The sequence below is a fragment of the Exiguobacterium sp. s127 genome (genome assembly GCF_018618695.1).
Lineage (GTDB): Bacteria > Bacillota > Bacilli > Exiguobacteriales > Exiguobacteriaceae > Exiguobacterium_A > Exiguobacterium_A oxidotolerans.
Genome location: NZ_JACSMO010000004.1, coordinates 54,917 through 67,919 on the forward strand (window position 1 = coordinate 54,917; position 13,003 = coordinate 67,919).

At 45.5% G+C, this 13,003-nt stretch carries 12 protein-coding genes and 1 other annotated feature (1 of these 13 only partly in view); of the genes, 7 read left to right on the forward strand and 5 right to left on the reverse strand.

What is annotated here, in order from left to right; all coding sequences use genetic code 11:
• Nucleotides 1-41, reverse strand: a binding site (T-box leader); it reaches 180 nt to the left of the window's first position.
• Nucleotides 42-170: 129 nt separating this feature from the next.
• The gene (locus tag KNP98_RS06945; RefSeq protein ID WP_214802229.1) at nt 171-1,847 is read left to right on the forward strand and encodes a GGDEF domain-containing protein; all 1,677 of its coding nucleotides are present in this window, start codon (nt 171-173) and stop codon (nt 1,845-1,847) included.
• 15 nt (nt 1,848-1,862) lie between these two features.
• Nucleotides 1,863-2,639 carry an alpha/beta hydrolase gene (locus KNP98_RS06950; RefSeq protein ID WP_214766394.1) on the forward strand — a complete coding sequence of 259 codons (777 nt, stop codon included), beginning with the start codon at nt 1,863-1,865 and terminating at the stop codon, nt 2,637-2,639.
• A gap of 109 nt (nt 2,640-2,748) precedes the next feature.
• Here KNP98_RS06950 and trhO read toward each other — a convergent pair whose 3' ends face one another.
• A complete protein-coding gene (gene trhO, locus KNP98_RS06955) occupies nt 2,749-3,666 on the reverse strand; it encodes an oxygen-dependent tRNA uridine(34) hydroxylase TrhO (protein WP_088838140.1) in 918 nt (305 codons plus the stop codon).
• A gap of 239 nt (nt 3,667-3,905) precedes the next feature.
• Here trhO and KNP98_RS06960 point away from each other — a divergent pair, with 239 nt between their 5' ends.
• Both KNP98_RS06960 and KNP98_RS06965 read left to right on the forward strand, forming a co-directional pair.
• Nucleotides 3,906-4,550 carry a TVP38/TMEM64 family protein gene (locus KNP98_RS06960; protein WP_088838142.1) on the forward strand — a complete coding sequence of 215 codons (645 nt, stop codon included), beginning with the start codon at nt 3,906-3,908 and terminating at the stop codon, nt 4,548-4,550.
• Between the two features lie 633 nt (nt 4,551-5,183).
• On the forward strand, nt 5,184-6,038 hold the full coding sequence (locus KNP98_RS06965) for a sulfite exporter TauE/SafE family protein (RefSeq protein WP_088838144.1): 855 nt from the start codon (nt 5,184-5,186) through the stop codon (nt 6,036-6,038).
• A gap of 64 nt (nt 6,039-6,102) precedes the next feature.
• Here KNP98_RS06965 and KNP98_RS06970 read toward each other — a convergent pair whose 3' ends face one another.
• Nucleotides 6,103-7,479, reverse strand: a complete 1,377-nt coding sequence (locus tag KNP98_RS06970) for an alanine/glycine:cation symporter family protein (protein WP_088838145.1) — start codon at nt 7,477-7,479, stop codon at nt 6,103-6,105.
• Between the two features lie 168 nt (nt 7,480-7,647).
• Here KNP98_RS06970 and KNP98_RS06975 point away from each other — a divergent pair, with 168 nt between their 5' ends.
• A complete protein-coding gene (locus tag KNP98_RS06975; RefSeq protein ID WP_214810994.1) occupies nt 7,648-8,895 on the forward strand; it encodes a PucR family transcriptional regulator in 1,248 nt (415 codons plus the stop codon).
• A gap of 101 nt (nt 8,896-8,996) precedes the next feature.
• Nucleotides 8,997-10,121: an alanine dehydrogenase gene (gene ald, locus KNP98_RS06980; RefSeq protein WP_088838147.1), complete on the forward strand. Its 1,125-nt coding sequence runs from the start codon at nt 8,997-8,999 to the stop codon at nt 10,119-10,121.
• A 112-nt stretch (nt 10,122-10,233) separates the two neighbouring features.
• Here ald and KNP98_RS06985 read toward each other — a convergent pair whose 3' ends face one another.
• Nucleotides 10,234-10,881 carry a diacylglycerol/polyprenol kinase family protein gene (locus KNP98_RS06985; protein WP_214766390.1) on the reverse strand — a complete coding sequence of 216 codons (648 nt, stop codon included), beginning with the start codon at nt 10,879-10,881 and terminating at the stop codon, nt 10,234-10,236.
• A 117-nt stretch (nt 10,882-10,998) separates the two neighbouring features.
• Here KNP98_RS06985 and KNP98_RS06990 point away from each other — a divergent pair, with 117 nt between their 5' ends.
• A complete protein-coding gene (locus tag KNP98_RS06990) occupies nt 10,999-11,619 on the forward strand; it encodes a DUF1836 domain-containing protein (RefSeq protein ID WP_088838149.1) in 621 nt (206 codons plus the stop codon).
• A gap of 43 nt (nt 11,620-11,662) precedes the next feature.
• On the opposite strand, the gene KNP98_RS06995 is transcribed toward KNP98_RS06990, so the two are convergent.
• Together KNP98_RS06995 and KNP98_RS07000 are read right to left on the reverse strand one after the other, a co-directional pair.
• A complete protein-coding gene (locus KNP98_RS06995; RefSeq protein WP_088838151.1) occupies nt 11,663-12,139 on the reverse strand; it encodes an LURP-one-related family protein in 477 nt (158 codons plus the stop codon).
• Nucleotides 12,140-12,310: 171 nt separating this feature from the next.
• Nucleotides 12,311-12,835 (reverse strand): restriction endonuclease, encoded by a 525-nt coding sequence (locus tag KNP98_RS07000; protein WP_088838153.1) that lies wholly within the window; start codon nt 12,833-12,835, stop codon nt 12,311-12,313.
• Between the last annotated feature and the right edge of the window lie 168 nt (nt 12,836-13,003).

Genomic DNA, 13,003 nt, shown 5'->3' on the forward strand with positions numbered 1-13,003 from the left:
TGACAAGATAAAACCGTTACTTTCTTCGTCATCGACGATTTGATATCTTTCACATTATACGCAATGACTCGATTTCTCTCAACCTTATTTTTTTGTAAATCACTTATCATAATTTCCACAAATCGGGTATAGATACAGAAGGATCGCCACAGAGAGGGGTCTATTCCGCTATGGTTTACTATCGAAAAGTAGCACGTATGAGCTGGATCACTTTAGCACTTACTGTTGTTTTGCTGTTTCTTGCATCGCTTGCCTTTCCCGTCCATATGAACCCAGCGATATCGCTTGGAAATGCAAGTTATCTTCTCATTTTAGTCCTCCTCTTCCAATTCGATAACATCCGCCGTGGTGGGATTTATTATACATTTCAAGAAGGTATTATTTTATTCATTTTTCTTAATTACGGTTTATTGATTGCCGTCATTTTGAGTCAACTCGGTGTCCTGATTTTCCAATTATTTTCGCATAAAAAAGAAATTCGGATAAAACGATTCATCTACCTGTACCCCGTCAACGTCTTATTCGACATCGTCTATATCTCAGTTCCCGCCTCCGCTTACTTGCTACTTGGAGGTCCGACCGGCCCGGGCTTTACTTATACCGAATCACTTATCCCGTTTGTCGGTTATCTGGTGGGTGTCTTTCTTATTTCCTATCTTCAATGCCGATTCGTCAATCGTTTCTTAAACTTAAAGTATGACTGGACCCGCCTCATCCGACTTCAGACACTCGTTTACGGAATTAGTATTTTAAGCGCGCTTCTCGGGATTTGGTTTTATGATGAAAACCCGTTAGTTGCTGCGACTGTCTCGACTTTAATTTTATTCTTATTCAAGCAACTCCTACAACAGCGTGGCGCATCCTTACAAGCTACACACAACGCTAAACGGTTCGACGATGCGAAGGAACGGTTGCTCGTTTCACGCTTTGAACGGGAAGCGATTGAATCCTTACTGATTGATTTACCTCATCTGATTGATTTCTCCGACGGCTGGCTTTCTATTCAGCAGCAACGAAAACAAATCATCTATGACATTCGGACAAAAAAGACAGTTGATGTCTTACCTTTATTTCATACGTTATCAGCGAATGATCTGCGGACTCCGATTCTCTATGGCCTTCGGTTCGACTGGGGAAATGATGTCCAACTCTCGCTTCCCGTCGATCGGCATTCGATGCTCGCGATTCCTTCCATCACAAGTGGAGAAGTCGATGTCTCAATCGTTTTATTTCATCAAATCGCTGATGCTTATGATGAAGCAAAAGCGGATGAAATTTATCGCCTGCTTCGAACATTTTGCCGCGTACTCGAGCGTTCCCAAGAAAACTTTCAATTGTATGCCGAAAGCCGGACGGATGCCTTGACCGATCTCCCGAACAGCCGTGCTTTTTATGAAGAGGGGGCACGCCAGTTTGCTTCCGAACACTTTCCGCTGTCGATCATCCTATTTGATATCGACCACTTTAAATACGTCAATGATACGTACGGACATAAAGTCGGAGATCTCGTCTTACGTGAGCTCGGAAGACGGATTAAATACGTCATCCACCGCAACGATTCCGTCTTCGCGGCACGTTATGGGGGGGAGGAATTCGTTGTTTTGATTGCGGATTGCTTACAAGACCAAGCAATCTCCATTGCTGAAGAAATTCGTCACACCGTTCTCGATCGCCCCTTCATTGTCGACGATCACCCTCTCTCTATTACCGTCAGTCTTGGCGTCGATACAGTAGAACATCCTTACCAACGCACATTTGAAGAATCATTACGTCAGGCAGATCACGCACTGTATGTCGGCGGAAAACACAATGGTCGAAATTGTACAGCCCACTACGCTAATCTTTGAAAGGTTGTGTTTTACATGTCTATTACTGAAATTGAGTTATCGCTTCCGATGAATCAACAACGGCGGACATTGCGGATTTATCGTCCCCCTGAGGTCGCGACGGATGTTGCATTACCCGTCATCTATATGCATGACGGACAAAATGTCTTCAGTGGTGCGAGTGCTTCCTTCGGTAAAGGATGGGATGTTCATCTCGCCCTCCACGAAGTCGGTCTACAGGCAATGATCGTCGCCATCGATAGCCCGGATGACCCGATGGACCGGTACGATGAATATGCGCCTTGGACGGATGACGCGTTATTGATGCGAACCGCATATCCGTCACACCGGACGACGATCGGTGGAAACGGGAAAGCGTATATGGAATGGATTATCTATGACTTGAAACCGTACATCGATTCGCACTATGCGACGATTCCGACTGATACAACGATGATTGGCAGCTCGATGGGCGGCGTGATTTCCTTATATGGCCTATTTGCTTATCCGGAAGTCATCACGCGTGCCGCCGCCTTATCGACAGCCGGATGGGCGAACTTCTCTTCTTTACTTGAGTTCATCGAGCGAAGTCTCCCACTGTCTGACGCGCACCGTTGCTACATGGATATCGGGACAAAAGAAGTCAGCGGTCCGATGACGGAAGAAGATTATTTGCACACGAATGATGTCATCTCGGCGGCAGTACGTCAAAAAGTCGAGCAGATGCAATACACCGTCATCGCAGACGGTATTCACCATGAGACAGCGTGGGCGAAACGTATGCCGGACGTGCTCCGATTTCTCTTTTCATAAGAATTAAGTGTTAACGCATTTGAATCATCTGCGTGACACGTCTTTTTCAGTGGTACAACCTAAAAAGGATGATGTACGCTCTAACGAGCACACATCATCCTTTTTCATCTTATTTCACGAGCTCTTCAGTCAGTTCTTTTTCATAACGATTCCGCGGATGTTCCCGGCATTCGTCGGAACATGAACGCATTACTTTCGGTTCACATTCTTCACAGCAGAAATGCTGACGATTACATTCCGGGTTCGCACAATTAACATAACGTGTTTCTGCCTTACCACAGTAGTAACACTCGGATACGACAGTCGGATTGACTTCATTGACAGGTACTTGAACGCGTTCATCGAACACGTACAGCTCCCCTTCCCAGTCTTCTCCACGCGTGACTTCATCTTTTCCGTACATGACGACGCCACCTTTCAGATGGAAGATGTCGTCGCTGTTTTGACGTTTACGGAAATAAGCCGTGAACTTCTCACAACGTACGCCACCCGTACAATACGTCAAGACTTTTTTCCCTTCGAACAAATGCTCATTTTCATCGAGCCACTGTGGAAACTCACGTGACGCCGCAACGTCGACCTTGACGGCATTTTTGAAATGACCGAGATCGTATTCGTAGTTGTTTCGGACGTCTAAGATGACGACGTCTTCATTTTGCATCATCTCTTTCCACTCAGCAGGCTCAAGATAGGCTGCATTTTCTTTCGGGACATTAAACTCATCTTCAAAACGCCATGTGACGAGCTCTTTTTTGTAACGCACGAAGATTTTTTTGAAGGTATGCTCTTCGACTTCATCGATTTTAAATTCGATGTCGCTAAAGCGCGGATCCGCTAGTAAATCTTGCATGTACTGTTCTGTTTGTTCGACCGTTCCAGAAAGTGTTCCGTTGATACCTTCTGGTGCAATCAAGATTCTTCCTTTGATTCCGAGTTCCTTGCAGTATGCCAGGTGCTCTTTTGTTACTTGTTCCGCATTTTCAATCGGAACATACTTATAAAATAATAGTACGCGATAAGGTTTCATAATCCTCATTGGCCCCCATGTCAGTTTTTTGCAGTAAAACGAACGTTGGCGAACGAAGCGTCATAGCTAATAGCTAGCTGGGAACGCCTGCAAAACGCACCCATTTAAGTATAATACCAACTCCGATTCAATTGTACAATCGACAAATCCATGACACTTACATCGTAATTCAATTCCCTTTCTGATGCGGAAAGAGGTAAAATAGAAATCAGCAGTTTATTTTGTAAGGAGGATTCCGAATGCTCCAAACTATCCGTCAATGGATCGAGCACATGATTATATTTCTACAAGATCTTCCGGGTGGAGCTTCGACTGGATTGATTGCACCCTTCTTAGAATCACTATTCCCATTCCTCCCACTCGTCCTGATCATCTCCGCGAACGCGGCGACCTATGGTTTTTGGATGGGAGTGCTCGTATCTTGGGTCGGCAGCATGTTAGGTTCACTCGTCGTGTTTGCTTGTATCCGCTATTTATTTCGCCGTCCAGTCACCCGGTGGCTTGAAAATCATAAGGCAGCACAACACTGGATTGAACGCGTTCGTCACATGAGTCCGATTTCGCTCGGCTTTTTCTTTTCGCTCCCGTTCATGCCGGCCTTTATCATTACATCCATCTCGGCGATGATTCAGTTATCACTCCGTACGTATTTAATCGCAGCTGGCGCCGGACGCCTGATTGTCGTCATTTTGTTTTCTTTGATCGGCAAAGAGTGGTCAAGTTTTTTAGAAAGACCTGTTCGTCTACTGTTCCTTTTCTTGATCCTACTTACGATTTGGGGAATCAGTCGCGGTATGGAAGAATGGATTAAACGCCGGGCACTCGCACGTCGTACGAAAAACTTACGTGAACTAGAAAATGTAATTGAAGGTAAGAACAAATAAACAACTCTCTCAAAAACACATGACTTACCCAAGTGTTTAATTTACTTCACTATCCGGATGGAAGATCGCTTACATGTGATGTTCCATCTTTTTTTGGTTATGCCACCCTTCTTTATGAATCAGATGTTATTTTAGTTCATGATAGAATGATATTTGAACTACGCCTAAATCGACTTACGATTAAGACTAGGTCTTTTGAATCATTTTCATTCGCTATAATTATATAAAAATACTGTTCACACATTAGACATTATTGATGACGCTTACATTTAATTGGTAAGACCAATATTAGAATAATGTTCACGTTTCGACTCAATAAAATAGGATGGATTTTCCAACTTCTTCATTCCTATAATGAATCTATATTTACGATTCATCGACTCCTTAAGACGGGTATTCCTCTCGTCAGCAAGTCCGAGCATCGTCTCTCTTGCACCCTCGTTCAATGTCACCGGTATCATTGAGCGTACGTAATTTTTGTACCGGAATCGATGGAGCGGCATCTGTCACTCCATCAACAGAATAATCCCCTTAACGGCTCCTTCAACCCCCTTGAAGGAGCCGTTCCCTTTTACTTTCCGCTCCGCCCTTGCGATACTTAACGTACTATGGATTGTGAAGGGATGGACCTGCATGGAATTTTATTATTTTTTACCGCTTGGATTTTTTATTGGCATTATCTCTGGCTTCTTCGGAATCGGGGGCGGAATCATTTTGACGCCGCTCTTGTTGATTCTTGGATTTACCCCGAGTATCGCCATCGCGACAAGCCTCATGTTGACACTTGGTTCGACCGTTTCCGGAACACTCTCTCATCTTCGTCTAAAAAACGTTGTTTGGCGTGATAGTCTCGTCATCGGTGGTGTCGGGATTATCGGTTCGACGATTGCAACGCCCCTCGTCCTTCGACTCGAAGAAGTCAACGGGGCACACCTCGTCATCTCGATTGTTTACATTGCTTTACTACTCTATTTCGCGAATAAGTTCCTTCGTCCAAAGTCGACGAACGGTTCGCAAGACGGTTGGCGTAATCGTTACGTCGCTCTCGCCTTTACCGGTCTGTTCGCTGGTTTCGTATCGTCGCTACTCGGTGTCAGCGGAGGCTTCATCATCACGCCACTACTCGTCGGAATCGTCGGTTATGAACTGAAACGAGCGGTCGGGACAAGTATCGCCTCTGCCTTATTGATTGTCCTATCTGGACTCGTCAATTATACAGTGGCGAGTACGGATGTCGATTTGCTCGTCGGTGTCATGTTAATTATCGGCGCCTTACTCGGTGCACCGATCGGCGCCAAACAATTGGGACACTTTGAAAGTCCGTTCGTCAAAAAGTATTTAGGGATCTTTTACTTAACGGTCGCGACAAGCGTGCTGCTTGAAGTGTTAGGCTTTAATACAGCTTCGTTAATCGTCTTAGTGACCCTTAGCGTCGTCTTCTTAGTGACGTTACTTGTATACAGCCGTAAACGTTCAACATCCTCTTAACTGTTTCTCATACTAATAGCCGTCTCCCGTTAAAAAGGGGACGGCTATTTTTCTCTATTTCTTGTTAAGCAACTTTTCGAATCGTACCGGCTTCGTACTCTTTTGTATGATCAATGACGATTTTCGATAATAATAACATCCCGATTAAATTCGGAATCATCATCAGACCGTTCGCAATATCAGCGACCAGCCACAACAATTCTAAATTTGCGATTGCTCCATAACAGGCTGCTAATGCAAAGATGACTTGGTAGAGGCGATTGAATTTCGTCGCACCACTTAAATATTCAAGACATTTCTCACCATAGACATACCACCCGATAATCGTCGAATACCCAAAGAAGAAGACCGAGAAGGCAACCGTCCATTGACCCAGTGGTCCAAGTACACTGGCAAATGCGGCCGATGTAAGTGCCGCTCCTGTCAATGAGCCGTCATGTGTGACACCTGATAACGTCCCTCCCGTCGGATCCCAAAATCCAGTCGTCATTAAAACGAGTGCCGTCATCGTACAAACGATCAACGTCACGATAAACGTACTCGTCATCGAAATCAATCCTTGTTCTGCAGGTCGTTCACTTTTAGCAGACCCGGCAATTAAAGCAGCTGTTCCCAGTCCGGCTTCGTTCGTAAAAATACCACGTGCGACACCAACCTGCATGGCAACCATGATGGACACACCCGCAAATGCGCCGACTGGTGCCAGCGGCTGAAACGCATATTGTACAATCAGCCCTAACGCGGGAATGATTTGGTTCGCTTGAAGAACTAAAATAATGAGTGCCGCCACGATGTAGAGCAAACTCATCACCGGTACAAAAATCGTCGAGATTGAACTCACACGCTCAAGCCCACCACGAATCGAGAAATAGACCGCGACGGCTAGTACAACTCCAAAAGCAAGTAACGGGATGTGGAACGTCTGCTTCAATACCGTCGACATCGCATTCGCCTGGACCGTATTTCCGACGCCAAAAGAAGCAATCAGACCAAACAAGGCAAACGCAACCGCTAACGGCTTAAAACTTTTTCCAAGACCTTTCTCGATGTAGTACATCGGTCCACTGACAATTTCACCACGATCGTTTCGCTGACGAAATAAAATCGCTAACAGACTCTCGGCATACTTCGTCGCCATCCCGACGAGACCAATCACCCACATCCAAAAGATTGCACCTGGCCCCCCCATCGTCAAAGCGACGGCAATTCCGGCGATGTTCCCATTCCCGATTGTCGCAGCCAGTGACGTCATCAGCATTTGAAAGCTACTGATTTCCCCTTCACCATGCCCCGTTTTCGTCAATGCGAGTTGAAACGCTTGTTTTAACCGGCGAAACTGTAATCCTCGAAGACGAACCGTAAAATATAAGCCCGTCCCGACCAATAACACCATGCTCGGGATTCCCCAAATCCATGATGAAATCATGTGTAACACTTCCATCGCACTCCAAATCCTCTCTATCTCTATCTCTATCTCAGTTGACTCTGCCGCTCACCTTAGCATATTTTTGTTTATTCTTACAATATAAATCGATTGTTTTTGTGGTTATACACAAACGGTTGTATACTAAACATAAGGAATACGATAGAGAAAGAAGGAACTTCATTTATGTTAGAAGCAACGTACCATTCCCTCGATGATTTAGCAGAAGCGATCGGCCTCGCACTCAATGCACCGATAACGATTGAAGACCGCAATCATCGTCTGCTCGCCTACAGTACGCATACGACTGATACAGATCCTGCCCGTGTCGCTACCATCATCGGCCGCCGTGTCCCTGAATCCGTCATCGATCAACTTTGGAAAGATGAGGTCATCCAAAGCTTAGCGGCTCAAGATGATCCACTCGTCATCACTGCCCGGACGAGCGTTGGTTTGAACGACCGCGTCGCCATTGCCATTAAACAAGATATGGAGATTCTCGGTTACATTTGGTCAATCGCTCGCAACACTCCCTTCACGGCTTCAGAGCTAGGCGATTTAAAGAAAGGTGCCATGCTTGCACAACGACAGTTGCTTGCAATCGACATGCAAAAAAAACGGCAAGAAGAACAGACGGAGCAATTCTTTTTTGAGTTACTCCATGAAGAGTTACCCGAAAGTGAAATCCTAAAGACGTTCTCAAAACTTCATCTCGCTCCGCCGGGAATCAGTCGCTTAATGGTCATCCGTTTCCCGGAAGCCATTACGCCGCGTCTAGCCGATCGCCTCCGTTATTTATTGACGATTCAACAGACGGTACGTCCCCTGCTGTATGCATACGACACGACAGATTTTATTTTGTGGATCAGCACAAACGATCGTGACATTCAGCATGAACGCATTCAGTTCGATGCTTTCATCCAGTCATTCCGCCAACTACTCGCCGAACGGTTTTCTTATACAGAATTTGTTGTATCGAGCAGTGAAGTTTTCACCGGCGTGCAGTCGATTCCAGAACGTTACGAAGAAGCAGGTATCGTCTTACGTCTCAAAGACGCCTATCCTTTCGAACTTCAAAATGTGACGCGATACGAGCGACTCGGACTATTCCAGTTATTACCTATCTTTTCAGAACGCCTACGGAGACGGACGGTTCGACTGGAAGAAATCGAACGTCTTCGCGCTTACGACTTGAAACACACAGCTTCTTTATGCGAAACGCTCGAGTGGTTTTTGCATTACGATGGAAACGTCAAACAAGTTGCCGCCCACCTTCACGTCCATCCGAATACGATCTTATACCGCATGCGGCGCATCGAAGAAGAAGCCGGCATTCGGATGGAATCATTACCTGAACGTTCGTTACTTTATCTTTACTTGAAAGCCGACCGTTACCTTTTGTGGTTTCTCACAAACAATCCTCTTATTTTTTGAAAACACCGATAAAGTCGTACGCTTTCATTTCTCGTATACTGAGGGAGAAGTAAGTAGTTAAAGGGTTATTGGTTGTTCATTTGCGAAAGGGGATCGCTCTTATGATCATTGGAGTATTAAAAGAAATTAAAAACAACGAAAACCGTGTTGCGTTAACACCTGCCGGGGTAGCAGCGTTAACGATTCATGGACATCAAGTCATCGTCGAAACATCTGCTGGTATGGGGAGCGGCTTTACAAACGAAGAGTATATCGAAGTTGGTGCACAAATCATCGAAACAGCGGCAGAAGTTTGGGCGACTGCTGAGCTTGCATTGAAGGTCAAAGAACCCATCGCTTCAGAATATCAATACTTCCGTCCCGACTTAACCTTGTTCACTTATCTACACCTTGCAGCGGAGCCAGAACTCACACGGGCACTTGTTGACTCGAAGATTACGGCAATCGCTTATGAAACGGTCGAAAAAAATCGGACATTGCCACTTCTGACACCAATGAGTGAAGTCGCTGGTCGGATGGCTTCACAAATCGGTGCACAGTTCCTTGAAAAACCGCATGGTGGAATGGGGATTCTACTTGCAGGCGTCCCTGGTGTGCGCCGCGGAAAAGTTACTGTCATCGGTGGTGGTGTCGTTGGGACGAACGCAGCAAAACTCGCAGTCGGTCTTGGTGCTGACGTGACGATCATCGACGTCAGTCCTGAGCGCCTTCGTCAACTTGATGATATTTTCGGTAACTCAATCAACACGTTGATTTCGAATCCGTATACGATTGCAGAAGCCGTCGCTGAAAGTGACCTCGTTATTGGTGCCGTCTTAATTCCAGGAGCGAAAGCACCGAAGCTCGTGACAGCAGAGATGGTTGAACGAATGAAACCAGGTGCTGTCATCGTCGATGTCGCGATTGACCAAGGCGGAATTTTCGAAACCGTTGACCGTATTTCGACACATGATGATCCAACGTATGAAAAATTCGGTGTTGTTCACTATGCCGTCGCGAATATGCCGGGTGCTGTTCCACGGACGTCGACACTCGCGCTTACGAACGCAACACTTCCTTACGTTCTCGAACTCGCGAACAAAGGCACACACCGTGCACTTGCTGAAAATACTTCGCTTGAAAAAGGTCTCAACGTCGCGCAAGGATTCGTGACTTACGAAGCAGTCGCGCGCGACCTCGGTTACACGTATAAATCCGTTGAAGATGTATTGCACCTTCACGCTTAATAGAAAACAGCAAAAAAGCAGCAGGTTTCTTCTTTATAGAAGAAATCCGCTGCTTTTTTGTTTTTACCTGAATCGCGCGACGTCTTACCGGTGAAGCAAGTAGCAACATCTATTAAAGCGCAAACGCAACGAGTGCACCGATTGAAAGCGGGATGAAAACATTATCTAAATCGCGATAGGACACGGCTTCAATCAAAGCAGCAATATTCGCAAGCAAAAAACCGTAACTGATTGCAATCCAAGCCGGTAATGCATATATAAGAAATGTGGAAGTCAGGACGAGGAACGAGAATAAAAACATCGCGATGCTTCCTTCAAATGATCGTTTAATCGCCCCACGTGTATAGAACGTCTTTCCGTAGCGTCGACCTACTAAAGCAGCCATTCCGTCGCCCCACGCGAGCACCATGCTGCCGGCGACGAGTGCCATTGGTTCTCGTTCAAAAAAGAGTCCGACTAGAATCAGTAAAGAAATCGGGTAGTAGACCGTCCCGTAAGATATGCGTTCCACTTGATTCATTTGACCCGTCCCGCGTTTTAAGGTCAGCAGATTAACGACCGTGAAAAATAATAACGGGACGATTGCAATGTACCAATGATCGATCCAGGCAAGCGCCAGAAAGACCCAATGCCCGACTGCGATATGAATCCATTTCCGAACCGTTTCCGGCTCTGCTCCGACGCGTCGACCAATCGCTTCCAACAAGAACAAGATGAGTCCAATGATGACGATTGTTCCAACAGCAGCAACCCATTCCATATGAATCCTCCTTCTTTTGCTCCATTCTATTGTACTTTGTCTGATTGCCGTTTGCTCTTTCGAACCTTCATTTGATAACATAGGGTCAAATGACGTCCTAGAGAGGAAGTATTCTGAATGTATGATGCTCAAGCCGTGCAAACGTTATCTAACTGCCTATCACATTTAAAAGAAGGAAAAGGGATCGGCACACTCGTTTCCGAGGATGAATCGGATCTTCCGAAAGTCATCCATCGCCTCAAACAATTTGATGCGACGAAAAATGGTTTATCGATTAACGAAATCGTCCATCTCGCGAATGCCTTAATTGGAGAACATATGTCTGCGACGACGATTCAAAACTGGACGAAGCGTGAAGTACGGGACATCATCGGTGTTCCGCATCGCGGGAAAAAATACTCGATCAATCAGGCAGCCATCATCTACTTACTTGATGACTTAAAGCATCTCTTTTCTTTAGAAGAAACACGTGAATTATTGACGATCGTTTTTAAGAACCCCAATATCGATGAAGATGATTTAATCAGTCCGCTCGACTTTTATCTCGTCTATACACAGCATGCAGAGACGAGTGGACCAATCGAACTGACGGAGAAGCGTCTGAGACGCTCTTTAGAGCGTATCCATGCCTATCGACCTGAGACGGTCCACGTCTTACAGCTCTGTCTGTACGCCCGTCGTATTTCGCACCTGACGCACGAAGCAAAACAGCGTCTCCAGCAAGTTTTACAATCTTGAAGTAAAAAGATGCCCTCCAGAATAAACTGAAGGACATCTTTTTTTATACAGCTGTAAGTGGTTTATAGTTGACGGAGTTCGTCAAGCTTTTTAAGACGGACAGCAGTTCATACATTGAGAGTTTGTCAGCATCTTTTACGAGACGATATTCATCGCCGTCTTGCAGCAATTCTGCGACGACTTCGCCTGCCGCACTTCGGACTGAGAATTTCCCTTTTGTCAGGTCGAAGGAAATGACATACGTGCCTCGTTCGTACACGTTATATTCACATTTCTTCGAGAAGAGTGAAAACTTCTCACGCATTTGACCTACCTCTTGACCATCATGGTTCATCACGACCCATTTCTTACATGTCGGGATGAACTTTCCAAACGCTACCCCTCTACCTTCACCATTCATTACTTGAACACGACCTGTCTCGTCGTGTTGAACCGCACCAATCATTTGGTGTGCTTCATCATAAATCGCGGCATGACCTTGCGAAAAAACGCAACCCTGCACATAGACAACTTTGCGCAACAGAAATTCTCCTCTCACTGCTAAAAAGTGCTGGTATTTCGTCCCCAGTATATTTAGACATCCTGAATAGTTTAACTTTCTTTATCTCTATGATATTTCGTTAACGAAAATGATTATTGCACCGTTTGAACAAATTGACAACCCCCTTTTGTCGACAATCATTCGACAACATCAGCGAAAGCCAATTTCTCGTGCAAACTCAAGCAATTCTTCTCGATCAATCAAGCGCACCCGATTCGGTTCTGCCAAGCGACATGCGGCGTCCGTATACGTCGAATTCGTCACGACCCATCCTTCATCCATGTCGTAAAAAGGTACTGCCGCGGCGACTTGTTGAACCGCCTCTAATCCAACCGGTCCACCATAACGTTTTGCTTGAATCGCTATTCTATACCCTTGTGCGTCTTCAATCAATAAATCCGCCCCAAAATCTCTTGAGGCCGGCGTCAGTTCAACGCGATAGCCGGCACCTTCAAATAGTTCGACGAGCCACTCTTCAAACTCCCTGCCTTCCATGCGATCAATTCGATTCGCAAGTGAAGGGGTAAAGAAGGAAAGTAATAAAAAAACGATACATCCTACTATACTGATTCCGACAATTAAAAGTTCCCAGGAACTCGAAAAAAAATAAGTTCCGGCGACTCCGAGCACCGCGAACAGTAGTGCGATTATTCTGCGTTTCGTACGTATTTGCATGACTTGATTCTCCTTCACTCTGAGTTGACTCGAATTCAATCGGTTTCTTTAAAATTAATATACTAAATTCTCTTTCGGTTCGCTTCCTCGAAAGGAACGAACAACGCAGATGGAGAATAAGTGTTGAGAGAAGATTACGTTTTTTAATAATCATCATGCACCGGACTT

Excerpts from the sequence above, each read along its gene's own strand:
- KNP98_RS06970 (WP_088838145.1), bottom strand. The coding sequence starts at position 7,479 with ATGGAAGTGTTACACATGATTTCATCATGGATTTGGGGAATCCCGAGC.
- KNP98_RS06960 (WP_088838142.1), top strand. The coding sequence starts at position 3,906 with ATGCTCCAAACTATCCGTCAATGGATCGAGCACATGATTATATTTCTA.
- KNP98_RS06985 (WP_214766390.1), bottom strand. The coding sequence starts at position 10,881 with ATGGAATGGGTTGCTGCTGTTGGAACAATCGTCATCATTGGACTCATC.
- trhO (WP_088838140.1), bottom strand. The coding sequence starts at position 3,666 with ATGAAACCTTATCGCGTACTATTATTTTATAAGTATGTTCCGATTGAA.
- KNP98_RS06950 (WP_214766394.1), top strand. The coding sequence starts at position 1,863 with ATGTCTATTACTGAAATTGAGTTATCGCTTCCGATGAATCAACAACGG.
- KNP98_RS06965 (WP_088838144.1), top strand. The coding sequence starts at position 5,184 with ATGGAATTTTATTATTTTTTACCGCTTGGATTTTTTATTGGCATTATC.
- KNP98_RS06945 (WP_214802229.1), top strand. The coding sequence starts at position 171 with ATGGTTTACTATCGAAAAGTAGCACGTATGAGCTGGATCACTTTAGCA.
- KNP98_RS06990 (WP_088838149.1), top strand. The coding sequence starts at position 10,999 with ATGTATGATGCTCAAGCCGTGCAAACGTTATCTAACTGCCTATCACAT.
- KNP98_RS06975 (WP_214810994.1), top strand. The coding sequence starts at position 7,648 with ATGTTAGAAGCAACGTACCATTCCCTCGATGATTTAGCAGAAGCGATC.
- ald (WP_088838147.1), top strand. The coding sequence starts at position 8,997 with ATGATCATTGGAGTATTAAAAGAAATTAAAAACAACGAAAACCGTGTT.
- KNP98_RS07000 (WP_088838153.1), bottom strand. The coding sequence starts at position 12,835 with ATGCAAATACGTACGAAACGCAGAATAATCGCACTACTGTTCGCGGTG.